The organism is Clostridium rectalis (genome assembly GCF_900626095.1).
In the GTDB taxonomy this organism is placed as follows: Bacteria; Bacillota; Clostridia; order Clostridiales; family Clostridiaceae; genus Clostridium_AS; species Clostridium_AS rectalis.
Genome location: NZ_UYZZ01000013.1, coordinates 1 through 25663, shown reverse-complemented (window position 1 = coordinate 25663; position 25663 = coordinate 1). Strand labels below are relative to the sequence as shown.

Sequence of the window (25663 nt, the reverse complement as noted above, 5' to 3'; positions counted from 1 at the left end):
TTAAGCTATCCCCTTTGAAGGAACACTTTACTTAAAGTAAAGAACTAAACTTCCTTATAAGGTTCAACATTAGAAAATCCCCCATGCAATTACATGGGGGATTTTTTATATCTGTATTTAAATTTAATTTGGATTTATTTGTAAATTATGTAATAATAATTAAAGAAATCTAAAAATCATAAATGCACTTTTTTATGTACACTTTTAAAAGTTCTTCTAAATACTTTAAGGAAATCATATCCATATTTTATATAAAAATCTATCACCCCTTCAACTCTACCTTGTAAATAAAGAGCCCCAATTAATATATAATCTAACAATAGCATATGCCCTATGTAGCCAAACATCCTTTAAAAAGGCTGAATTCATTAACATCCATTCTTTTATATTTATTTAAAATATGTAATTTAATTATGCTATACCCAAAATTAAAATCAATCATATTATATAGTAATACTAACTAATATTTATAACGAAATACAATAATATCATTAAAATAAGGAGTGGATTTATTTGAGTAATGGATGTAAAATATGTATACCATTTTGTGGTCAATGCACCTGCCCTAGGGGTGCAACTGGGCCTACTGGTGTACAAGGAATTACTGGTCCCACAGGTTTGAGAGGAGCTACTGGACCTACCGGCATAAGAGGAATTACCGGTCCCACAGGTTTAAGAGGGGTTACTGGAGCTACCGGTTTACAAGGGATTACTGGTCCCACCGGCCCAACTGGTGGATTTGTAAGTGCCTTTGGTGGTTTGATGATAGCAGTTGGTACTATGGCTTTAACTACAACACCTACTGTTGTACCTTTAACTATCCAAAGCAATGAATCCAATAATGTGGACTACTCCACAGCAAATACCATAACTATTGTAGAAAGAGGCATATATCGTGTAGATGTACATGTAGCAGGTAGTACTTCTCCAGATGACGTCGTATTTACTTCCTTAGCCATTAACGGATCAGCACAGATAAACACAAATCAGGCTTTGCTATCAACCGGTGATACCACAACCACATTTGTTCCTTCAAATTATTATTTGCTGGATACTGGTGATCAACTAACAATTCAGATGTCGTCATCTAATAACCCTACAACATTTTTCTTTTCTGTTACAGGTTCGGGAGCTATTTTAATGGTTCAACGAGTTGTATAAAACAGTTATCTTAAAAGACTTGTTATGTAATGCCATATTATCCTAATAATTTAATTTTTATAATAACTATATTATAGAAAGATACAAAACCAACTAGCTTTTAAGATTATAAAATACATGTTGGATTTGTATCTTTTTTATAAACTTTGGTATTAAAGCTTTCCTGGGAAATAATTACGCTTTAAATAAAACTCTATTTTAAAAATTTATTAGCATTATAATAAGTTTTCACTTCCACTTTCACAAATATAATATTATTAGAGAAGTAGCATAAAAATAAGGGACTGTCCCTTTAAAAATTATAATACAATATACCCTCCTAAATTTAAGTTTTAAAAATATTTTTTAAAACCTGTATATAGCATTTTTAATTTCTTAAAGAAATAATCCCTTATACTTTATTATTTCAATATTTTTTTATTTAGTTACACTTATTGAATCTGGTATTGAATCCAGCTGCCCCTGAGGAATCTTATTGTCATTTGTAAGTATTAAATCTGTAAGACTTGGTAGGTTTATAGCTGAGCTTATATCTGTGATATTATTATCAGATACATCAAGTGTTTCAAGTCTATTTAATCCTGCAACTGGTGAAATGTTTGATATATTATTATCACCTAAAGATAGAATCTGAAGATTTTTCATATTAGCTACAGGAGTAATATCACTTATATTATTTTTATCTGCATATAATCTAGCAAGTCCATCTAATTTTGAAAGTGGCGCAATACTTGAAACATTATTTTCATATAAGTATAAATTTCTAAGTGATGTTAATCCACTAAGTGCAGTTACATCTGAAATATTATTAGTTCTAAAGCTTAATGTTTCTATATTTTCAAGTTTTGATACAGCACTTATATCTGTAATATGGTTTCTATCTACAATAACTTCCTTTAAGTTTACAAGATTTTCTATACCAGATAAACTAGATAAATTATTTTCACGAGCGGTAATCCATTTTAGCTCTGTTAAAGATGCAAGTGATCCTAAAGATGAAACACTATTTTTGTTAAATGAAACTCTTTCAAGATTTTTAAGGTTTGATAAAACACTTAAATCTGATACAGCATTTTCATTAACATTTAAAGTCGTTAATTCAGTTAGTTCTCTAAGCTCCCCTAAACCTTTAATATTATTTTTATTAATATCAAGTGACTCTAAGTTATAAAGACTTTGTAAACCATCTAAAGATGAAATATTATTCTCTCCTAAAGTTACACTCTTTAAGTTAACTAAATTTTTAAGAGGTTTTAAACTGGAAACCTTAGTATTATTTATAACTAAAGTCTTTAAATTACTTAAATTTTTCAAAGGCTCTATAGTACTTATATTAGTTTTATTTAAATATAAATTTTCAAGAGATTCAACTTTTCCAATTGGAGTTAAATCTGTAATGTTATTTTTGCCAAGATTTATGATTTTAAGATCCATAAAGTTTTCTATACCAGATAGATTAGTTATATTCTTATCCCATAAATTAAGCTCTGTAACTCTATCAAGTTCAGCTTTCTTTATATCTCCTTTAGGTTTTTCAATTTTCTTTCTTACTTCTCTTTCCAAATTCTTATCTGCAAATTTAACTATTTTATTTGGATCAGAAACTAGTGCATTAAGCCCTGACATATCAAATAATTCTGTATTTCTATATTTAACATATTGGATACTTTTGAAATTTTTAAGCACTGCCATATCCTTTATTTCATTTTTATTTACACTTAACCTTTTAAGCTTTGGAAGATTTTTAAGAGGCTCTATTCTCTTTATTAAATTCTCATCTAAATAAAGTTTTTGTAAAGTCTTTATTTTGCTTAATGGCTCTACATCACTTATGGTATTTTTGTTAAGTATTAAAGTATCTACACACTTTAATTGTTCTAAGTCTTCCCCTTCCTTTATTTTATTATCTGCTAAATTTATAACGGCTAATTTCTCTAGCTTATTTAAAGGCTTAGGATTGGATACCTTATTTTTAGATAAATCTAATTCCTTAAGATTTTTAAGTTCTCCTAATGCATCTATTAGCTTTACTTTATTATCCTTTAAATTTAACCTTTCAAGGCTTTCAAGTCCACTTAAAGGACTAACATTTGATATATTGTTTTTATACATTGTTAAATGCTTTAAATATTTTAAATTTGAAAGTGGTGTTAAATCTGATATATCATTGTTACTTAAATCTAAAACTTGTAGATTTTCAAAAAGTTCTAGTCCAGCAATATCCTTTATATTTTTACTTCTTAAAGTAAGTTTATTTACGTGTAATAAATCATTTTTACTTATCTTTTGATCCACCTTATTTATAGCTATTCTTACAGCCTCATCAAAGTTTTTATCCGGAAACTTAACATCATCTGAATTAAATGAATGTGATGCCTGTGCAGTATTTAATGAAATATTTTTACCAAATATTTTTATATTAGAACTTGCTAGCACAGTAACACTACAAACGCAAACTAAAAAGCCAGCTATAATAAGAGAAATCTTTTTCTTATTCACAAAATTACCCCCTTAGTGTGTTACGTCAATTTCTCTTGGAAGAGAATTAATCTGATACTTAGGTACATTATCGTTATCCTTAACCATAAATTTCTCTAATGAAGATAGAGATTTAACCACAGTAATATCCCTTAATTCATTGTCTGATACATCTAAAGTCTCAAGGTCTTGTAGATTTTTTAAGGCAGAAATATCCCTTACTTTGTTTTCACCTATAGATAATACCTTAAGTCCCTCCATTTTTGCCAGTGGAGATACATCTACTATCTCATTTTTATCTAAGAATAACCTTACCATTCCATCCATAGATTTAATTGGGCTAATGTCCTTTATCTTATTTTCATATAAATATAGATTCTTAATATCACTTAAATTTTCTAATGCTTTTATATTTTCTACCTTATTTTCCATAAGGCTTAGAGTTTCAAGATTTATAAGATTTTTAAGTGAGTTTATATTAGATATTTTATTTTTATCTGCATGTATTTCTTTAACCTCAATTAAATTCTCTAGTCCAGATAAATTAGAAATATTATTCTCATTTACTGAAAGCCATTCTAAATCCTTGGCACACTTAATATCTTCTATAGTTTTAATTTTATTTTTATCCGCTGAAAATCTCTTTAAATCTGGCATATATTTAATAATACTAACATCAGATATATTATTTTCACTTACATCTAGCTTTGTTAAATCCGTAAGTTCTACTAACATGCTAATATCCTTAACATGATTTTTACTTATGTTAAGACTTAGAAGACTCCTTAAATCCTTTAAGTCCTCCACATCTGTTATCTGATTTTCGCTTAAGTCTAAACTAATAAGATTTGTTAAATCCTTTAAAGCTACTATATCTGATATTTTTGTATTAGTTATTTGCAAATTTTTTAAATTTTCAAGATCCCTTAAAGGCTCAATATCATTAATTTTTGTTTTATAAAGGTATAAGTTCTCTAAATCCTCTAAGTCTCTAAGATTTTCAATATCCCTAATATTATTTTTACCAAGGTTTAATGACTTAAGTCCCCTTAAATACTCCATACCTGAAAGATTTTTTATATTCTTACCAAATAAATTTAAGTTTTTTATAAATTCAACATCCGCAAGCTTTAACTGTCCTATAGGTTTCTCTATCTTTTTTCTTATTTCTTTTTCAAGATTTTTATCTTGAAAATTAACGTCCACATTAGCCTGTTCTATTATATGGCCTAAACTTCCTATGTCTGTTATTTCTTTTCCTCTATACTTAACCCATTCTAAATAATGATTATCCTCAAGTTCAAAAAGATTGCTTATTTTATTTTTATCTATATTAAGTCTTTCTAGGCTTGACATATTTTTAAGTGGATACACATCAGTAACTTCATTATCGTCAATATAAAGCTTAGTTAAATTATTTAAAAGTCTTATAGCTTCCAAATCAGTAATCTTATTTTTACTTAAAGTAAGATTCTTTAAACTATCTCTAAGTGATCCTATTTTATCAATATCCTTACTTGTAAGTTCATTATCTGATAAAGTTAAAGTTTCAAGATTTCTTAAATGAATTATATACTCAATATTTTTAAACTCATTTTTACTTAAATCCAGCTCAATTAGTTCTTTTAAATCCTCTAAAGCTTCTAAATTTTTAATTTTATTATCTTTTAAATAAAGCTTTTCTAATATAGTTAACTTTGAAAGTGCAGATATATCCTCTATGTCATTTGAAGATAAATTAACTTTTCTTAAATTTGTACATTCCTTTATATAAGAAATATCCTTAATTTTATTTCCCGTTGCATCTATAGACTGCATACTAGTTAATTTTTCTATTCCCTTAAGACTTTTGATATTTTTATTTCTTATCTCTAAGTTGATAATATGTGAAAGATCATTATCTGTAAGCTTTCCCACCGGTTTATCAAGCTCTTCTCTTATAACTTTCTCTAAATTTTTATCTTCAAAGGTAATATTTTTACTATCAGTATAGCTAGTAGCTAAAATTTTATTATTCCCTTCCATGGCATATACATTAGCTGTAAATAATGGTTCCGTAGATATTGTAACAGTAGTAATAGCTACTATTAAAGCTAACTTTCTTTTATCCATTTATTTCACCTCTCCTGTAAAATTTAGTTAAAATTTCTATTAAATTGGTAATAATACCAGTTATAGCACATATTTTTATACTATAACTGGTATTTTTATTACTTATACTCCTAGTCCTTTTCCATTATCATCTACATCCACAGCTTTTTCTGCTTCAGCTTCTATTTCCGCTTCTATTTCACTTATAGCCCTTGCTCTTTCTCCTTCTATTTCAACATCTCCTCTAATCTTATCTGATATACGCTTAAATAACATAGTTGCAGTTAAGAATGCTACTAGTACTTTAACTAAGAACATAGTTTCCTTCTTGAATTCTGCCACATCCATTCCTGAATTTATTTCCTTCATTGCTGCAATAGAGTGAGTAAATGGCATATAAGGATTTAATTTTTGGAAAAATGGTGGTAATAATTCTTTTGGGAATGTACCACCAGAAGATGTTAACTGTAATAAAAGTCCAACTATTACAAGCATCTTTCCTGCATCTCCAAATATAAATACAAAGTTTTGAGCTACAGCTACGAATACAAAGGACAAGAACACATTAAATACAAAATACATTGTTGTGTGAACGGGAACAAGTCCTAATTTCATAACAAATAAACTTACTAATATGGCTTGTACTGCACCCATAACACAATAAGCTAAGTACTTAGAAAGTACTACAGTAGTTGGTCTTGCGCCAATACCCTTTGGTACTTTGTCTGAAACTACGAAGAACATTAATAACGCTCCAACCCATAAAGCAAGTGATATAAAGTAAGGAGCTAATCCTACACCATACTTATCCACTTCATATAGTGGAGTATCATCTAAGTCTATTGGTTCTCCTATAAATTCTCCAGTTGCCTTACTTGAGTTAACTAACTTATCTGCAACCTTTTCTGCTCCTTCTGCCATTTTATCTTTAAGCAGTGCTAAACCTTCATAAAGTTTATCCACTCCATCTCTTAAATCTGGCATTTTATCTTTAAGGGTTTCTAGTCCATCTCTAAGTTTTCCTGACCCATCATGAAGTTTTACAAGTCCATCAGATAAATCAAAAGTACCATCATATAATTCACTTACACCTTCTTCAAGGTCTGGAGCCTTTTCTCTCAGTTCCCCTACCTTTTCTGTAAAGGTATCAGATCCCTTATTAAGCTTAAAAAGTCCATCACTTAAATCTCTAGTACCATCTGAAAGCATGGAAACTCCATTTGATAGTGCAGGTACATTATCAGAAAATTTACCTAATCCATCTTCTAAATCCTTAGAACCTGTATGAAGTAATGAGAGTCCATTACTCAAGGATTCTGAACTAGTATAAAGCTCATCTAATCCTTTATAAAGTTTTTCTGATCCTTCATAAAGCTTATTTAATCCACTTACTATACTACCTAGATTTTTTACTGTACTTTCATCATATTCATCTGCCACATACATTAACTGATACATATTAAGTCCATCTTTTAACTTTTTAATAGTATCTTTTTCCTGTTGTAATTTTACTGTTAATATAGTAGAAATCTTTTTAGAACCATCATATACTATCTTTACAGGCTTTAATTCATCTGGTAATTTTTCTATAGGCACATTGTCTATATTAATACCCATTGAGCCAGTATAAATCTTTACTATTTCCCCAAATTTATTTGAGTCTCTAATGGTGTTTTCCAGCACTGAATATTTATTATCTAAATCCTTCCTAACAAGTAGTCTTGAAAGATCCATTACAGCTTCATTTATGTTATTTGAATCATTAATGTTTCTAAGTGCTTTAGTAAGCTTTGTCATATCTTCTTTATCTTGTATAATACTTAATTTTAAAGAATTTATACTAGATTTTTGATCTTTTGGAACCTTATCTTCTACTCCTGCTAATACAGATTCCATACCTATAAGTCCTTTTACCATAGTAGGTAATTTATCTTCACTAATAAGTGAAGGAATTATAGGTTTTAATTCATTAGCAATTTTTAAAGCTGCCTGGTCCTTTAAACTTTTATCTTCCTTATCTTCTTTAAAAACTTTGCTTACCTTTAATGATTTTTTATTTTCTTTATCTTTCTCTTTTTTATCTTCTATTTCCCCAAGCTTATCTGTTATACTATTTACTGCTTTTTTAAGTCCATCTCTTAAGTCCCCAGCACCATCTTTTAGTTTATCTACTCCATCTAAAAGATCTGGCATTTTGTCATTAACTTGTCCTAAACCTTCTTTTAATGATTCAGAACCATCTGTTAGTTGATCTACACCATCTGTAAGATCTGGGAGTTTGCTTTCTAACTCTAAAGCACCGCCTTTTAATTTAACACTACCATCATAAGCATCACCTATACTTTTAGTCATATTATCTGAAGCTGTAAAAAGTCTATTAACTCCATCTACTAAATCTGGCATTTTCCCCTTTAAGGTTCCTACACCATCTTTAAGAGTTTCACTTCCATCTCTTGCATCATCAAGTTTTGAATTAAGTGTATCAGCTCCATCAAATAGTTTGCTAATTCCGTTTTCAAGTACGGGTACCTTGTCCTTAAGCTCTGTAACTCCATCTTTTGCTATGGCAGTACCATTAGCAGCGTCTTCTAATCCATCCCTTACATCGTATACTTTATCTATAACTATATCTGCAAAATTACTTGCTACATTTCTGGATAGACTTTCGTCAAGAGCTGTGGCTGCCTTATCGCATATCAATCCTACTATGTAGTTTTTCTTTTTGTTTCCCATAAATATAAATCTGGGTTTCTCTAGCATCCCATCTTGTAGGTCTGTAATTTTTTTTGAAAAGTCTTTAGGAATTACTACCATTCCGTAGTATTTATCTCCCTCCAGACCTTTTTTAGCCTCCTCTACAGTTTTTACAAATTGCCACCCTAAGTCATCATTTTCTTTTAGGTTGTCAACTACATCATCACCATAGTTTACAAAGGAATCATCAATCTCACTACCTTCATCGAGATTAACTACTGCAACAGGTAGATGTTGTGTTGCTCCATAAGGATCCCAAGAGGACGCAAGATAAAGACCGCCATACATAAGGGGTAATACTAATACTGCAATTAGCGCGGCCAATATAAGCTTACTTTTACAAATAGTTCGAATATCACTCCATAGTACCTTTAGAAATTTCATGCCCTCTCCCTCTTTTTGTTAAATTTTATCTTAAGACTACTTGCTCAATTACTGTCACTATTTTTAAGCAACAGTTAAGAGCAAGTTTCCTCCTAGATAAGTTCATCTATGTTTCAGTAAGGGAATACTTTAATAGATAAATCTATCTGAAACTAAGAGTCCCTTAATCAAGGTTTACAATTTTAATACTGACTGGTCAGTTTTATTAAACAACTTTTTTGGCAGTATGTCAACATATTATTGGAAAACAAATTGTTAATTTTTAAATTTAACCCCAATAATTATCATGGTAAAATTAGAATAAAAAACCACACCATAGTTTTTTTAAAATATTCAGACATAGCATCGTTGTCGTAGTGCCAAGACTTTAACTTGGTTTGTTCAAAATTACCAATTAATAGCTAAAACTTACAAAAGTAAAATGTTAATAATAAAGAGTAAAAGTGGAATTCCCTTTTCAGGAAATCCTTTCATCTCAATTTAAATCCACCTATAATTTAGGTTTTTTTAATTAAAATTCTAAAGATTTTCCTAATACTTTCCATCTTTTACTCTCACTATTGTTTATTTAATTTTAATACTTTCAAGTTCTAACAAATCTTTAAAGCCATCTACATTTATCATGTAATCATTAACCGCTTTCTCAAATACTATATTTTGTTTCTCAAAGGAAAGCTTTGCTAAATCAAACTGTAATTCATCAATAAGACCATTTTTATATTTAGTTTCTGCTTCTTTTAATTTAGATGCTGAATTATCTAAATTTAGTTTTTCTATTTCTACTAAAGCTTCCTTATTCTTTAAATCAAAATACACCTTCCACATATTTACTTGCACATTTGATCTTAAATTACAAAGTGAATTCTCTAAATCATTAACTCTAATCTTTTGGCTTGACTCTGCATCTAAAACATTTCTTCCGTATTTTTCGTAAATTTCTACTTCTAACTTAGCAAACTCCAATTCCTTATTCATCTTTTTCAAGTCATAATTGCCCGCTAAAGCTTCTTTTATTACCAGATTTATTTTACTATCATCATATTTAATAAATTCTTTTTTATTATTAATAAAATTCAATGTAGTATTTTCATCCACATTTAAATACTGTCTTAATCTAACTTCCGATTCCTCTTTTTGTGCCTTTAAGGGATTTAGTGAAGTTTCAAGTTGCATCTTTTGTAATTTCAATGGTGTTAGTGCATTTTCCACCGCTGTTCCCTGATCTATATTAGCATTAACTTTTTCAATTTCCCTTTGCAAATTTCTTAAAGTCTTTTTTGTATTTTCTACTTCTTTATTACAATTAACTATATTAAGATACTCTTTTTCCACTTCTCTTTTCAGTTCTTTTATTCTATTATCTTTATCCTTCTCTGCATTATCTACATCTTCAGCTGCTCTACTTGCATAAAGCAGTGCAGTTTTTTTGGTTTCTACATCTGACCTTCCAGAGTTATCCGCCTCTATAGCTTTTGCATGCTTTCTATCATACATTCTGTTTAAAATAGTAATTTTTTCATCTAACATTTTTAACTCTACATTATCTTTTTTAACCTTGTCAAAAGCCTCTTGTAAAGTTAAACTAAGTACCTTAGGTTGAGATAATTTAAGTTCTTTTTCTTCCTTTGCAAAAACCTTATTTGAAGAGGCTATGGCTATAATTATCGCCATAGATACTATGGATAATCTTTTAATATTTTTCAAGGACTGTCCCCCCTTAATATATAGTTTTTTCTGCATCCGTGCCTAATGAACATGCATTATCTAATTTAAGCTGTGCAAGCCATATATCCCTTTGCAGATTTTTATACTTTAAAATTTTTTCCTCATATTCTATTTTCTTATTCTCAAAATCATTTCTACTAACATTTCCAATAGTATACTTTAAACTTAACTCATCTAATTGTGACTTTGCTTCATTGTAGCTTTCCCTATAACTTTCTAAACTTTTGCACTTAACTTTAAGATCATCATATAATTTTTTAACTTCCATTTTTATATCTAGTTTTTTAAGTTCTAATAGATCCTCTGCATTTTCTAAGGTAAATTCTGCTATATCCCTTTCTCTATGATACTTCGGATACAAATTAACAGCCACACTATTAGCATATCTTAATGTATCTACATATTCTTTTCCATTTAGTACTTCCGCTCTATTTTTTAATGCATCTAATATGTAGTCTTCATAGGGTTTTACCACAATATACCCCATATAATAATCTTTTAAATAGTTTGTATATTCAGTATCTATAGGTGCTCCAATAACTTTATTAAACTCCATAACTAAAAGATTAAACTTTCTTTTAGCATTTTCATAATTTTCTTTTTCCCTTAAAAAATTACTTTCCTTTTCCTTTTCTTCAAGTTTTGAAATTATTCCTAAATCACTTTGAATTTTTATCTTATTAAAGTCATTTTCAGCTGAATTAAATTTTTCCTTATATATTTGTAGGTTGTCCCTATCTTTTAAAATATATGAATACTTTTCATATATTTTTTGTAAAGCATTATTTTTAGTAACTTGCAGCTTATTTTTACACTGATATATGTAATATTCATTTTTTACAGGTATTGTTATCACACTTTTATTTGCTTCTACAATCTCACTATCATCCATAGGTTCCCCATAAATCATTACATATGAAAGATATTCTTCTTCTTCTTCTTTTGTACGCTGACTTTTATTTTTAAGACTAATAAACCTATCATTATCCCTAAGCCTTTTTTCTAAGTTGTTGCTTAAACTAAGTTCATCTTTATAATTATTTCTTGCCTTTATAAGTTCACTTTCCACAGCTTTAACACTATATGAACTCTCCACTGCATTTTTTATAATTTTTTCTAAATCTAAGGAGTTACCATTTGCAAATACAAGACCTTTAGGATAAATACAAATAAAAAATACTAATAACACAGAAAAAATCTTAATCTTCTTCATTCCCCTCCTCCTTCTCTTCTCCTAAATCCGTACAAATTTCCGCGTAAGAACTAATAGTATTATGCATAATAAACTTAGCAAGCTGTTTATTTCTAACTATAATTCTTACTGCAGCCTTTGCCTCATAAAGCCTTTTAGTAAGCTGTACTATTCCGTTATAAGTTGTCATGTCTATGGCTTCAATATCCCCAAAATCAAATACTATATTTAAAGGTTCTACAAATAATAATCCATATATTGCTTCATCTATAAGTTTTAAGCCACTTAAATTCATATCAGAATTAATTTCTATTACGAATACACCCTTATTGTTTTTTATTTTAAAGTATTTTTTTCCCTTTTTAATTCTTGTAAGTTCATCATCTAAGGACTTTTTTTCTACTCTCTCAGGCATAGCATTTAAAACTTGATCGATTCTTTCCAAAAGTTTTTCAGATGTAATAGGTTTTAAAACATAGTGTTTTGCTCCTGCCTCTAATGCATCTACCACTAAATTTTTCTGTTCTAAAGAGCTTACAATAATCACCTTAGCCTCTGGAAACTTTTTTATGATTTTCTTAGTTGCATCAATCCCATTCATTCCAGGCATATTAACATCCATAGTAATAAGCTCTGGTCTAAACTTTTTATACTCAAAATATGCCTGATCAGCGTTTTCTGCCTCTGCAACTACATTATGTCCACCAGATTTAAGTATAGATCTTATATTCACCCTCATTATAGCTGAATCATCAACAACTAATACATTTGCCATAAGAATTCCCCCCAACAAAGTTTATTCGTATCTTAATGCTTCTATAGGATCAAGTTTTGCTGCTTTGTTAGCAGGATAAAGACCAAAGAATATACCTACTGCCGATGAAAAACCAAATGATATTAATATTACTTTTAAAGAAATAGGTGAATTTATTTGTATAATACTACTTGCTATTTTGCCAAAAGATACTCCAAGTACTGTTCCAATAGTACCACCTATTAAACAAAGTATCACAGACTCCATTAAAAACTGCAATTTAATATCCTTTGTCTTAGCACCTATAGCCTTTCTTATACCTATTTCTCTGGTCCTTTCAGTAACTGATACAAGCATTATATTCATAACTCCTATGCCACCTACTAAAAGAGAAATTGCTGCAATAGCTCCTAAAACCGCAGTTAAAATACTTAAAACATTATTTATTGTTTCAAGCTCCTTAAATCCCTGTTGTGCAGAATACTTATCCTTGTTCTTATGTTTATTTTCCAAAAGTCTTACCATCTTATTACTTACATCTTCTGCATTATCCATATTGGAAAGTATAACGGAAAGACTTCCTATATCAGTATTTCTAAGTACTCTATCTCCTATAGTTATAGGCATTAAAACAAGACCTGGCATATTATCTCCAAAAGCAGCAGAGATATTTCCATTGGGATCTTTACACACTCCAATTACACTTAAGTCTATATACTTGTCTCCCACATTAAGTTTTACCTTTTCTCCCACTACATCCGTATCACGGAAAAGTTTTAAAGCAGTAAATTCATCTATTACTACTACACTCTTTCTCGTATCTAAATCATGTTCACTTAAGTACCTTCCACTTATCATTTTAATATTATATACTTTGGAAGAATCTGGAGTGGTAGCTCCTATTCTCACCTGTTTAAACTTATTCTCATTTTTTAAGGTTCCCATAGATCCTACTTCAGGCATTACATGGGTTACTTCTCCCACCTTATCCTTTAAAAGTTTTATATCATCCATGGTAAAATAATCTCTTTTTTCTATTTCTCCTGTGGAAGAATTTATCTTTATATTTATAAGATTTGTACCTATATCCTCAAATTCTCCCGTTATGTACGCCTTTGCTCCGTCTCCTATAGAAACTATAGTAATTACAGAGGCTATGCCTATAATAATTCCAAGCATTGTAAGAAATGATCTTAATTTATTAGCCTTTACACTCTGAAAGGCAGATTGAAAACCCTCTAAAATATTCATCTACTTCTGCCCTCCCAATATTGTTCTATCCTTTACTAAATTATCTGAAATTATATTTCCATCTTTAAATACTATAGCCCTTTTAGTATGCATTGCAATATCTTCTTCATGAGTTACCATAACTATAGTAACCCCCTCAGAATTAAGATCTTGAAATATTGCCATAATCTCCTCGCTAGAAGAACTATCAAGATTTCCTGTAGGTTCATCTGCAAGAATTATTGCAGGATCATTTACCAGTGCCCTAGCTATAGCAACTCTTTGTTTCTGTCCACCAGAAAGTTCATTAGGTTTATGATAAATTCTATGGGATAGTCCTACTCTTTCTAAAGCTAACTTCGCCTTTTTCTCTCTTTCTCCCTTAGGTACTCCTGCATACATCATAGGAAGCTCTACATTTGCCATAGCAGTAAGCTTTGGAAGTAAATTAAATGCCTGAAATACAAATCCTATTTTTTTATTTCTAATCTCCGCTAAACTATCATCCTTAAGAGAAGATACATCTACTCCATCTAGATAATATTTCCCAGAGGTAAGTCCATCAAGACACCCTAAAATGTTCATAAGCGTTGATTTTCCTGATCCTGAGGCTCCCATTATGGCAACATATTCCTTTTCCTCTATAGAAAGATTTATTCCCTTTAAAGCTTCCAGTTTAATAGCGCCTGTATCATAAACTTTTCTAAGATTTTCAAGTTTTATTATCAACTTTAATCCCTCCTACTTTTTGATTTCTTCTACTACTTCACCTTCAGCAATATTTTCAGGAGGGTTTATTATGTATTTTTCCCCTTCTTTTAGTCCATCTATAATTTCAACATCATATTCTGTTTCCAGTCCTTCAGTTATATATCTTTTTCTAACTTTATTTTCTCCATCTAGTATATATACATATTTTCTCTTAGTGCTTTTTTCATTCTTTATAGCATCAAAACCAATGGCCAAAGCAGACTCTTTTTCATTTAAAATAATTTCTCCTTCTGCCTCATATCCTCCTTTTATTAATCCATCTGAATTATCTAAAATTATCTTTACATTTACTTTAAACTCTTGATCTGATCCCCCTGCCATATTTGTTTTTGCCTGAGCCACCTCTGCTATTTCTGAAACTGTTCCTGTATATTTTTTATCTATTCCTTTTATCTTTACATTAGCTTTTTGCCCTTTTTTTATTTTAACTGCATCATACTGATTAACGTCCAAAGTTAATTTATATTTAGAAGTATCATCTATTATAATAGTATCTCCTGTTTTAGGGTATTGATCTCCTTTAGCATCTATTTTTACTACTTTACCATTGACTCCTGCTCTTATATTACACTGTTCTATTTTTTCATTTAAACTTTTAATATCCGCATTAATTAAAGCTATTTGGTTTTTCTGATTTGTAACTTTATCCCCTGTAGTTGTATCAATATTTGATAGTGCATTTTTAGAATTTTTAAGTGCAAGTTCTGCTGCTTTTACTGCATTTTCTGCATCCTTAACTGCCTTTTGTGCTGCCTCATATTCATTTTTTGAAATATATCCACCCTCATACAATGACTTTGCCTGCTGAAACTTTTTAAGTGAATCCTGATAATTATTCTTTGCGTTATCAAGAGTAATTTGTCCCTGTGAGATAGCGTTTTCAGCATTACTCTTCTCGTTTGCTACTGAAGCTCCTTGAAGTTGATTTAATGTGGTATTCGCATTTTGAAGATTTATATTTTGCTTATCTAACTGACTTTTATAATCTGTAGCATCAAGCTGCACCAATATATCACCTTTTTTAACCTGCTGGCCTTCCTTAACAAGTACTTTAACCACCTTTTGAGCAGGATTTAATACTATATCATTCCTATAATTTGCTTCTATATTTCCATTTGCTGTAGCGCTTTCTACAAGATTTTGTTTAGTAACCTTTGATGCATTAACCTGTTTAATATCCCCTTTTTTAGCACCTATATAAGTATAAACTCCTATACTTATTATAACTATTAAAACAGCTATTAAAATAATCATTTTTTTGCTTAGTTTTCTTTTGTTCTCCATGCCTTCTCTCCTTTATTAAATTTCTATTAACATTTATATTATAATCTATTTCCACAGTTTTTTACCAATATTTTTTCCATTTTCTCAAAACTGCATATATACATAATGAAAGGAGTGATAAATATGGCTGTTCAATCACATAAACTTAAAACTAGTATGATTATTGAATATGTAGTAGGAGTAGATAATGAAGGAAAGGACATCTTAAAAAGACAAAAGTTTTCAAACTTAAAACTAGATGCCTCCGATGAAGCTCTATACGAGATATCAGATGCTTTTAATCCCCTAATGGAATTTGGAATAACTAGTATTAAGAAACAAGATGATAGCCTACTTGTAAAATAACTATGTTTTATTTTATTAGTAACTAATTTAATGATTTGGAGGTGTTTTTATGTCTAGAAATTTAGTAATGTCATTTTTAAATGGGGAAGGTAAAAAAACAAATTTAACTTTAAATAATGTAAAAGCTGAAATAAACATAGATGAAATAAATAAAGCAATGGATGAAATAATAGCTAAAAATGTATTTACTTCAAAGGGCGGAGATCTTTTAGTAAAGGATTCTGCTAGATTAGTCCATAGAACTATAGAAGAATTTCAGCTTAAATAAAAATCTAAAACTTCTTAAATGAAAAATTCATTATAATAACTTTAAAGGCTGCTTTTAAATTCAGTAAAAGCAGCCTTTAATACTTAAATAATAAAACCATCATTTATATAAAAAAATTTATTCTTCATAAAATAAGGTTGACTTTAACTTTTGCCATATAAATTTATATACAGTATAATTAAACAGGATAGCATTAGTAAAATAATCCCATGTTACATATAACTTAATTTATTAAAGTAAATACATAGGTTTTAATTTAGCCTAGATAACATTAATTTTAATAGATTATAAATAAAATATAAGTTTGAAAATAAATGTAAGGAGAAATGATATGGGCAAATTTAGCAGTTTAAAAAAGTTAATACCTTTTATAAAAAAATACTCTACAATTTTCACTTTAGGGATTATTGGTATGATTTTTAGCTCAATTATATCTACCCCAATACCCTATATAATAGGACGAATAATGGACAAGGTCCTTATAGTTAAAGGAAGTTATAATGAATTTTATAAACTAATTTTTATAATTGCAATACTTTATATATTAAGATACATTATTTCTATTGTTTCACAGTACATGTTTGTTAAAATTAGCAATTTAGTTGTCAATGAAATGAGATATTCTGTAATGAGTAAAGTAATGGATTTACCAATGGATTATTTATCAACTACACAAAAAGGCTATATTGAAGCTAGAATATCAGAATGTAGTTCTGTAGGAAGCATATTTTCTCCACAAATTGTGGGCATTTTTTTAAGCTTAATTGATACGATTTTAGCTTTAATAACTATGTTTATTATTAATTATAAGTTATCTATAATAGTTTTATTATTAACTCCAATTTTCTTTATTGCATCAAAAAAATCCGCAGATGGCTTTATGAAAAACACAGAAAAACTTTTAGAATCTAGTGCAGTTTTAAATGGGGATACTTTTGAAATCCTAAATGGAATTGAAGATATAAAAATACTTAACGGGAAAAATACTACCCTTTCAAAATTTAAAAATAAATTACATAATCTTATAAAAGATAGTACAAAACAAAGTAAATCTATATTAATGTTTATAGAAAACATTACAATTATTAATAATTTCGGAACTCTTCTAATACTATTTTTATCAGGACTTTTAATTTTAAAAGGAAAATTTACTGTAGGACTATATACTTCCTTTTCACTATACATAGCTAAAGTCTTTTCTAGCACTCAATCCTTAGCCACTTTAGGTACTACAATAAAGCCAGTATGTTTAAGCATTGAAAGAATATACGAACTACTTAACATGGAAGATGAACAAGGCGGTAAAAATATCTGTTTAAATGAAACAATTCAAGGTATTACTATAAACAACCTAACATTCTCTTACAAAAACTCTGAAAAACTTATACTTAAAAATCTAAACCTAAAAATACAAAGAGGAAATAAACTACTTATTAAAGGGGAAAATGGTTCTGGAAAATCAACCTTTATAAAACTCTTACTTGGATTATATAACCCCACAGAAGGTAATATATTTTATAATAATTTAGATATAATGAAGATTAATACTCATAGTTTAAGAAGTAAAATAGGAATTGTATCCCAAAATATATTTTTGTTCAAAGGGACAGTGCTTGAAAATATATTATACGGTGAAGAAAATAAAAATCGTGAAGATGTAAAAAGGGTTATAAAAGACCTTAAATTAACGGAATATATTAATAAACTCCCTAAAGGCTTGGATACAGAAATAAGTCAAAACACCGTAGGAGTTTCAGGTGGACAAGCTCAAGTAATATCCTTTATAAGAGCAATGGTTTCAAATAAAGATGTAATTATTTTAGATGAGCCTATATCAAATGTGGATACAGAAACACGAGAGATAATACTAAATGTCTTAAGAAACAAAAAAACTGACGGAATACTAATCATCATCTCTCATATTACCGAGGGAATTGATTTTATAGATAAAATTATAGAAATATAATACAAAAAAATCACAAAAACATTATCTTAAACTAAAAAAGTTAGAGGTACTCAAATGTTCCTCTAACTTTTTAAACTATTAATCATATAAAAATATCTAATTAAAATGAAGCTATAATTATAATATATTAAACGTTGGTTTATAACACTGTCTTTTATTATCTTCAAATTTTATTACAGTGTACTTTTATAATAACTATACATATAATTCCTATTTTCTTATAATAATTTTATAAAAAGCTTTACAAAATGTATTTTTCATTTTCTTTCTATTTATAAAATGCTTTAAGTTTATTTCATAAACTTATATCTCATAATAGTCTTTAGTTTAACCCATAGTTATTTCTAACTTACCCATAGTAGTCTCTAATTTAACCCATAGTATTTTTACTTACTCATAGTAGTCTTTAATTTAACCCAATAAAAATTAATACTACCACTAGTAAACCCTATAACTATTTATTTCATATCATCATACCATATATTATTTATAGACAATTCCTTACGAGTAGTATTTTTGCTTCTATTTGACATTCTACTTCCCGCTTTAACATTTATTGTGCCTCCTACTAACAGTAGTGAACATAACATCACCACTATTACTTTCTTAATCAATTTATTCCCCCCATATTTTTATAATAATTTTCCACTAAATTTTTTATAAGTAATAGCTTTACTCACCATTAGTTTAAAACTTTTATCTCACCACCTTTCTTTCTGCAGCTTCTATGCCATAACTAACTATTTAAATGTCTTCACCTTTTAAATATATAACTAAGACTAAGCTTGGTTATAAAAAATTCTAACACTTTATCAAAGACTCACCCTCTAAAGATTTAAAAATTCTTATCATTCGTTCCTTACTTTCACTATAAAATACATAAGTTTTAGGGATGATAGTCATGGAATAAAAAATAATTTCTAATTTTTTTAATGCATCTGTGGAATAAAAACTTAATTTATTTTGCACTCTATTTTATATTTCTATAAGGAGTTAATTTTCCCTTTTAGTTTTTACCATTTTTTTAATTTTTAAAATGCATAAATCTACTATCCCTTTTTACACACGTCCCCTATAAAGTTAATTCTTATTTAGTTTTCTAATTGTTTTATATTATGTTTTATTAAATAGAAAAGCACTTATTTTAATATAATAGTATTTATTATCAGAGTAATTAATACAATTTGCTACAATAAAACTCAAGTCTTCCAAACCCCTCTGGTGAATAATTTATTTCAATTATCTTAAATCCTGCTAAGTTAAGATAATTCTTTAAAACATCAAAAGAGAAATAAGAAAGATGTGCTACTACATACCAGTTAGCAGCATTTAAACCCTGTTTTTTGGCATGTAATGAATCAACAATTGGTGTTGCTATAACAAACATTCCATCTTTTTTAACTAATTCTCCTATTTTTTTAAAGTCCTTTAATGGAGTCCTTAAATGTTCTATTACCTCAAACATAGTGACAACATCGTATTTTCTATCATAAGAAAAATCATAAAAGTTTTCCTGAAGTAATGTTATTCCAAAATTTTTCTTAGCAAACTTACAATCATTTTTATTAAACTCTAATCCCTCTACTTGCCATCCTCTTTCTTTAGCTACACCTGTAAATACTCCTACACCAGTTCCAATATCTAAAATAGTCCCCTTTTTTTATATATATTTTCTAATTTTTCTAATCTCTTGTTTGACATGGAAATTAAAAATTCTATAGAGTTTTCAACGTTAGTATATTTACCACCTCTCCTTCTTTCTTTCCATACTTTAAAATAAAATTCGTCCATACTCTTTTCACTTGGCATTAAGTTTGTATAAATCAAACCACACTTTTTACACTTAACCCATATTCTTAAAGGATTAATCAATCCTAAATTTGTTTCCAATAAAGACTGGTTAACCACATTTATAATTTCGTACTCTTTACAATTGCATCCAATACAATTTGTATATGTTTCATCATAATTTATTTTGTACTGGTACTCATTATATTTTATATCTGCTAATTTACTATCCAATTTTAATGACATTTTATGATATTTAATTGCCTTGTCAAATTCCTTCAAATTATTATATATATATCCCATTATAAAATATATAGATCCAGTTTTATTATCTATTTTATTTATCCAAAATCTACACACTTCAATAACTTCTAAATACATCTCACTATTAGTATAATTTCTATTTATCCAATCAAATATATCCTTATATTTTTTTGATGAATATAATAATGAAATCTCCTTATTTATATCGTACTTTTCACTTAATAGTACTTCTTCAAATACACTGGATAATTGCTGTGTCAATTCTCTTCTTTCATATTTTTTTATTAGCTGATTATTATTATTTTTACTTTCAATGCCATTTTCCCATTCTTTATACTTTTTAAAAATATATTCACTGATACCAATGATATCTTTAAATTCAAAATTTTCACCACATTGATTCTCATTTAATAATTCTTCTACTACACTATGTTTGGGAGATAATGAAAGTATAGGTTTATTCATTCTCAAATATTCAAAAATTTTTCCAGTATAGATTCTTTTATTTTCTTCATCTAATCCAACTATTAACAATAACATATCTGAATTCATTGACAAATTTATACTATCTTTATGACTCATATAATCCTTAAAAGTAACAATAGAGTCCATATTATTTTCTTTTAAGTAGTTTACCCAACTATCTTTATTTTCTATATAAGAAAATATTATTTCAATTTTGTCTTTATTAATTCTTGATTCATCAATTAATTTTTTTACTGCCATCAAAAATGTATCTGGTGTTCTCACCATATACAACATTCCGTTATGAGTAATTGTAAACTTATTATTTTTTTCTTTAGTTAGTTGTATATTTTTAAAATCCTCTTCATCATATCCATTGGTTATAGTAATTATTTTTTCCTTTGGTACATTTAAGATTTCTATATAGTTTTTTCGAGCTAATGGGCTATTTGTTATTATTTTGTTTGACTTTTCTAATATACTCTTCTCCATTTGTAAAATCATTTTATAACCCAAATAATTTTTATCAAAGTTAGCATATGGATTATTAGTCCACTCATCTCTGAAATCACAAACCCATGGTTTATCATATTTTTCTTTTAGAAAATATGCTATAATATGGTCTGAATATGGTCCAGATGTGGAATATATAATATCTATGGAATTAAAATCTACAAATTCATCGATTTTATTAATAACATCCATAGACCAAAAGCTTAAGTGGTCTGGTAATAGAAGTGTTTTAAATATGTTTTCATAGTCATTTTCTTCACTAAATTTATTTATTATACTTTTGTATTGTAATATTATATCTTCATTTTTAATTAATTTTGTATAATTTTCAATTATGTTAGTTACTTCTCTTCCATTAAAATTTAGTTTTTCATCAAATTTTACTATTTGTAAATCTTTAGGTATCTCATTTTCCAATGTAGCATCTTTTAAATAATTGTATACTGTATCACCAACAGTAACTACAACTGGTTCCCAATTAAAATCCCTCAAATATTTCACAAATTTTAATGTTCTTTGAACTCCTGAACCACTCATTGGCGGAAATATATGAGATATTACTAAAACTTGCCTTTGACATATATATTCACAAATATTATAATTAAATTTTAGTTTATCTAAATTGTTTTCAATATTATTTCGTATCTCTTTGTTGTTACATTTTTTATCTGCTTTAACATAATAATAATATGCTTTTTGATAATTATCTTTCATCTCATAAAGATAAGCTAAATTAAATAACAAAGAATAAGTCTCACCATATTTATTTAGAGATTTAATCAACAATTTTTCAGCTTTATTTAAATCTCCTTTCATAATTAATATTATTGACTTCATAGAAATTATATCAACATCTTCTTCTATACTTTCTTCATATTCTAAAATTACCTTCTCTGCTTCATCCAATTCGTTACTATTAATAAGTTCTTCTATTTTTTTTTTTGTTTTTAATCTATATTGTTCTAAACCTTTCATTTTATCACCTCAGAATTTATAATATTATGATACCAAAGACTTATTTGTAACAACTTGAATAATTCAACACATCCCCAATACTTATCTAATATTAGTAAAGTCTCAAACTCTTTTTACTGTTATAGTATTTCAATAAAAACTCCCAATTTTTATACAAAATATATTTAAGTCCTTTGTTTTTTACCATATACATAAAACATTATATGTTTCAATCAAATTTTTGTTTCTTTATTATAGTTAAATTGTAATAGCAAATTATATTTTGTACTATTAAATAAATATTGGCTGTTTGCAATTTTTTTATAAATATACTGGCAAATTTATTCATGGTACATATTATGAGTATATAAATAAATTTATAATTAATGAAAGTTGGCGATATATAATGATAAATAACGATAAAAACTCCTCAACAAAAAATGATTGCTTAAACCATAGTAATAAAAATTGCTTTCCATGTAAACTATTAAGAGAATTGCAATATATTCAGTGTCTTCTAAAATATATTTTAAATAATCCCACTTTTGGGTTAGCTGAAATTAAAACTGAAGTTGCTGCTATCGAAAATGCTGTAATAAATTCAACTAATAGCTTAGCAGACATTGGAAATGCTGTTTTAAGCCCTACATTTGGGTTAGCTGAAATAAAATCCGAAGTCGCCGCTATTGAAAACGCCGTAATAAATTCAACTAATAGCTTAGCAGACATTGGAAATGCTGTTTTAAGCCCTACATTTGGTTTAGCTGAGATAAAATCCGAAGTTGCCGCTATTGAAAATGCTGTATTAAATTCAACTAATAACTTAGCAGACATTGGAAATGCTGTTTTAAGTCCTACATGCGGTTTAGCTGAAATAAAATCCGAAGTCGCTGCTATCGAAAATGCTGTATTAAATTCAACTAATAACTTAGCTGACATTGGAAGCGCTGTTTTAAGCCCTACATTTGGGTTAGCTGAGATCAAATCCGAAGTTGCCGCTATTGAAAATGCTGTATTAAATTCAACTAATAACTTAGCTGACATTGGAAGCGCTGTTTTAAGCCCTACATTTGGGTTAGCTGAGATCAAATCCGAAGTCGCTGCTATTGAAAACGTTGTTTTAAACTCAACTAATAGCTTAGCAGACATTGGAAATGCTGTGTTAAGTCCAACATTTGGTTTAGCCGAAATAAAATCCGAAGTCGCTGCTATCGAAAATGCTGTATTAAATTCAACTAATAACTTAGCTGACATTGGAAGCGCTGTTTTAAGCCCTACATTTGGATTAGCTGAGATAAAATCCGAAGTTGCCGCTATTGAAAATGCTGTAATAAACTCAACTAATAACTTATCTGACATAGGAAACGCTGTGTTAAGCCCTACATTTGGTTTAGCCGAAATTAAATCTGAAGTATTTGCTATTGAAAATGCTGTATTAAATTCAACTAATAACTTAGCGGACATTGGAAACGCTGTGTTAAGTCCTACATTTGGGTTAGCCGAGATAAAATCCGAAGTATCTGCTATTGAAAACGCCGTAATAAATTCAACTAATAACTTAGCTGACATTGGAAACGCTGTGTTAAGCCCTACATTTGGTTTAGCCGAAATTAAATCTGAAGTATTTGCTATTGAAAATGCTGTATTAAATTCAACTAATAACTTAGCGGACATTGGAAACGCTGTGTTAAGTCCTACATTTGGGTTAGCCGAGATAAAATCTGAAGTATCTGCTATTGAAAACGCCGTAATAAATTCAACTAATAACTTAGCTGACATAGGAAACGCTGTGTTAAGTCCTACATTTGGGTTAGCCGAAATAAAATCTGAAGTATCTGCTATTGAAAACGCCGTATTAAACTCAACTAATAGCTTAGCTGACATAGGAAACGCTGTGTTAAGTCCTACATTTGGGTTAGCCGAAATAAAATCTGAAGTATCTGCTATTGAAAACGCCGTATTAAACTCAACTAATAGCTTAGCTGACATTGGAAGCGCTGTGTTAAGTCCTACATTTGGTTTAGCTGAGATAAAATCTGAAGTTGCCGCTATTGAAAATGCTGTATTAAATTCAACTAATAACTTAGCAAATATAGGAAACGCTGTATTAAGTCCTACATTTGGTTTAGCCGAAATAAAATCCGAAGTCGCTGCTATTGAAAATACTCTATTAAGCCCTACTTTTGGGTTAGCTGAAATGAAAACAGAAGTATTTGCTATTGAAAATGCTGTATTAAATTCAACTAATAACTTATCAAATATAGGAAACGCTGTGTTAAGTCCTACATTTGGGTTAGCCGAAATAAAATCTGAAGTATTTGCTATTGAAAATGCTGTAATAAACTCAACTAATAGCTTAGCAAATATAGGAAACGCTGTATTAAGTCCTACATTTGGTTTAGCCGAAATAAAATCCGAAGTCGCTGCTATTGAAAATACTCTATTAAGCCCTACTTTTGGGTTAGCTGAAATGAAAACAGAAGTATTTGCTATTGAAAATGCTGTATTAAATTCAACTAATAGCTTATCAAATATAGGAAACGCTGTGTTAAGTCCTACTTTTGGGTTAGCTGAGATAAAATCTGAAGTATTTGCTATCGAAAATGCTGTAATAAACTCAACTAATAGCTTAGCAAATATAGGAAGCGCTGTTTTAAGCCCTACTTTTGGTTTAGCTGAGATAAAATCTGAAGTATTTGCTATCGAAAATGCTGTATTAAATTCAACTAATAACTTAGCTGACATTGGAAGCGCTGTGTTAAGTCCTACATTTGGTTTAGCTGAGATAAAATCTGAAGTATTTGCTATTGAAAATGCTGTAATAAACTCAACTAATGGCTTAGCAAATATAGGAAATGCTGTGTTAAGCCCTACTTTTGGTTTAGCTGAAATCAAAACAGAAGTAGCTAATATAGAAACTACTGTTTTAAGTCCAACTTTTGGTCTAGCAGAGATTAAATCTGAAATTGCTGCTATTGAAATTGCCTTAGGTTTATCTCCAAATAAAACAACGGGACCAGTGGCTTTATACGGATCGGCAGACAGATTTACAACTAGATTATTTAATAATACTGCAACGAATAAGGTTGTAACTGTTACTATATATACACTAAGTGCAGGTGCAAATAAAGCTGCATATGCTACTTTAGCGGATTAACCCCTTTATTTTGGACAATATCTAATTAATTCTCGCCTTTTCTTATAATTACACCCTTACCTCAATATCAGTTAGCTGTTCTCCAGAATAGAGGTGGTAAAATTCATTAGGAGTCATAT

General features: G+C 28.7%; 17 protein-coding genes. 5 read left to right on the top strand and 12 right to left on the bottom strand.

Annotated features, from left to right (window positions below; genetic code table 11):
• The first annotated feature begins 513 nt into the window (after positions 1 to 513).
• On the top strand, positions 514 to 1161 hold the full coding sequence (locus EJL03_RS16670) for a collagen-like protein (RefSeq protein WP_164509117.1): 648 nt from the start codon (positions 514 to 516) through the stop codon (positions 1159 to 1161).
• A gap of 417 nt (positions 1162 to 1578) precedes the next feature.
• On the opposite strand, the gene EJL03_RS14895 is transcribed toward EJL03_RS16670, so the two are convergent.
• The 9 genes from EJL03_RS14895 to EJL03_RS14855 form a co-directional block, all read right to left on the bottom strand.
• Positions 1579 to 3660, bottom strand: a complete 2082-nt coding sequence (locus EJL03_RS14895; RefSeq protein ID WP_125154769.1) for a leucine-rich repeat domain-containing protein — start codon at positions 3658 to 3660, stop codon at positions 1579 to 1581.
• Between the two features lie 12 nt (positions 3661 to 3672).
• Positions 3673 to 5751 carry a leucine-rich repeat domain-containing protein gene (locus EJL03_RS14890; RefSeq protein WP_125154768.1) on the bottom strand — a complete coding sequence of 693 codons (2079 nt, stop codon included), beginning with the start codon at positions 5749 to 5751 and terminating at the stop codon, positions 3673 to 3675.
• Between the two features lie 102 nt (positions 5752 to 5853).
• Positions 5854 to 8868, bottom strand: coding sequence for a YhgE/Pip domain-containing protein (locus tag EJL03_RS14885; RefSeq protein ID WP_125154767.1), 3015 nt, complete (start codon positions 8866 to 8868; stop codon positions 5854 to 5856).
• A gap of 564 nt (positions 8869 to 9432) precedes the next feature.
• On the bottom strand, positions 9433 to 10572 hold the full coding sequence (locus EJL03_RS14880; RefSeq protein ID WP_164509116.1) for a TolC family protein: 1140 nt from the start codon (positions 10570 to 10572) through the stop codon (positions 9433 to 9435).
• 13 nt (positions 10573 to 10585) lie between these two features.
• Positions 10586 to 11806 (bottom strand): TolC family protein, encoded by a 1221-nt coding sequence (locus EJL03_RS14875; protein ID WP_125154765.1) that lies wholly within the window; start codon positions 11804 to 11806, stop codon positions 10586 to 10588.
• Positions 11793 to 12560 carry a response regulator gene (locus EJL03_RS14870; RefSeq protein ID WP_125154764.1) on the bottom strand — a complete coding sequence of 256 codons (768 nt, stop codon included), beginning with the start codon at positions 12558 to 12560 and terminating at the stop codon, positions 11793 to 11795. Before EJL03_RS14870 ends, EJL03_RS14875 begins: the two co-directional genes overlap by 14 nt.
• A gap of 21 nt (positions 12561 to 12581) precedes the next feature.
• Positions 12582 to 13790 carry an ABC transporter permease gene (locus EJL03_RS14865; protein ID WP_125154763.1) on the bottom strand — a complete coding sequence of 403 codons (1209 nt, stop codon included), beginning with the start codon at positions 13788 to 13790 and terminating at the stop codon, positions 12582 to 12584.
• On the bottom strand, positions 13791 to 14498 hold the full coding sequence (locus EJL03_RS14860) for an ABC transporter ATP-binding protein (RefSeq protein WP_125154762.1): 708 nt from the start codon (positions 14496 to 14498) through the stop codon (positions 13791 to 13793). It abuts the gene before it with no gap.
• Positions 14499 to 14510: 12 nt separating this feature from the next.
• Positions 14511 to 15824: an efflux RND transporter periplasmic adaptor subunit gene (locus EJL03_RS14855; RefSeq protein WP_125154761.1), complete on the bottom strand. Its 1314-nt coding sequence runs from the start codon at positions 15822 to 15824 to the stop codon at positions 14511 to 14513.
• A 123-nt stretch (positions 15825 to 15947) separates the two neighbouring features.
• Between EJL03_RS14855 and EJL03_RS14850 the strand changes: the two genes are divergently transcribed.
• From EJL03_RS14850 to EJL03_RS14840, 3 genes are all read left to right on the top strand, one after another.
• A complete protein-coding gene (locus tag EJL03_RS14850) occupies positions 15948 to 16169 on the top strand; it encodes a DUF1659 domain-containing protein (protein ID WP_164509115.1) in 222 nt (73 codons plus the stop codon).
• A gap of 49 nt (positions 16170 to 16218) precedes the next feature.
• Positions 16219 to 16437 (top strand): DUF2922 domain-containing protein, encoded by a 219-nt coding sequence (locus tag EJL03_RS14845; protein WP_125154759.1) that lies wholly within the window; start codon positions 16219 to 16221, stop codon positions 16435 to 16437.
• 331 nt (positions 16438 to 16768) lie between these two features.
• Positions 16769 to 18403: an ABC transporter ATP-binding protein gene (locus tag EJL03_RS14840; protein ID WP_125154758.1), complete on the top strand. Its 1635-nt coding sequence runs from the start codon at positions 16769 to 16771 to the stop codon at positions 18401 to 18403.
• A gap of 458 nt (positions 18404 to 18861) precedes the next feature.
• On the opposite strand, the gene EJL03_RS16215 is transcribed toward EJL03_RS14840, so the two are convergent.
• The 3 genes from EJL03_RS16215 to EJL03_RS14830 form a co-directional block, all read right to left on the bottom strand.
• A complete protein-coding gene (locus tag EJL03_RS16215) occupies positions 18862 to 19017 on the bottom strand; it encodes a hypothetical protein (RefSeq protein WP_164509114.1) in 156 nt (51 codons plus the stop codon).
• 560 nt (positions 19018 to 19577) lie between these two features.
• A complete protein-coding gene (locus EJL03_RS14835; protein ID WP_243108731.1) occupies positions 19578 to 20042 on the bottom strand; it encodes a class I SAM-dependent methyltransferase in 465 nt (154 codons plus the stop codon).
• Positions 20043 to 20044: 2 nt separating this feature from the next.
• Positions 20045 to 22408, bottom strand: a complete 2364-nt coding sequence (locus EJL03_RS14830) for a glycosyltransferase (RefSeq protein WP_125154756.1) — start codon at positions 22406 to 22408, stop codon at positions 20045 to 20047.
• A gap of 385 nt (positions 22409 to 22793) precedes the next feature.
• Between EJL03_RS14830 and EJL03_RS14825 the strand changes: the two genes are divergently transcribed.
• Entirely contained in the window at positions 22794 to 25544 is a 2751-nt protein-coding gene (locus tag EJL03_RS14825) for a hypothetical protein (RefSeq protein ID WP_125154755.1), read from the top strand.
• The last annotated feature ends 119 nt before the right edge of the window (positions 25545 to 25663 follow it).

Excerpts from the sequence above, each read along its gene's own strand:
- EJL03_RS14890 (WP_125154768.1), bottom strand. The coding sequence starts at position 5,751 with ATGGATAAAAGAAAGTTAGCTTTAATAGTAGCTATTACTACTGTTACA.
- EJL03_RS14885 (WP_125154767.1), bottom strand. The coding sequence starts at position 8,868 with ATGAAATTTCTAAAGGTACTATGGAGTGATATTCGAACTATTTGTAAA.
- EJL03_RS14875 (WP_125154765.1), bottom strand. The coding sequence starts at position 11,806 with ATGAAGAAGATTAAGATTTTTTCTGTGTTATTAGTATTTTTTATTTGT.
- EJL03_RS14870 (WP_125154764.1), bottom strand. The coding sequence starts at position 12,560 with ATGGCAAATGTATTAGTTGTTGATGATTCAGCTATAATGAGGGTGAAT.
- EJL03_RS14865 (WP_125154763.1), bottom strand. The coding sequence starts at position 13,790 with ATGAATATTTTAGAGGGTTTTCAATCTGCCTTTCAGAGTGTAAAGGCT.
- EJL03_RS14855 (WP_125154761.1), bottom strand. The coding sequence starts at position 15,824 with ATGGAGAACAAAAGAAAACTAAGCAAAAAAATGATTATTTTAATAGCT.
- EJL03_RS14850 (WP_164509115.1), top strand. The coding sequence starts at position 15,948 with ATGGCTGTTCAATCACATAAACTTAAAACTAGTATGATTATTGAATAT.
- EJL03_RS14845 (WP_125154759.1), top strand. The coding sequence starts at position 16,219 with ATGTCTAGAAATTTAGTAATGTCATTTTTAAATGGGGAAGGTAAAAAA.
- EJL03_RS14840 (WP_125154758.1), top strand. The coding sequence starts at position 16,769 with ATGGGCAAATTTAGCAGTTTAAAAAAGTTAATACCTTTTATAAAAAAA.
- EJL03_RS14830 (WP_125154756.1), bottom strand. The coding sequence starts at position 22,408 with ATGAAAGGTTTAGAACAATATAGATTAAAAACAAAAAAAAAAATAGAA.
- EJL03_RS14825 (WP_125154755.1), top strand. The coding sequence starts at position 22,794 with ATGATAAATAACGATAAAAACTCCTCAACAAAAAATGATTGCTTAAAC.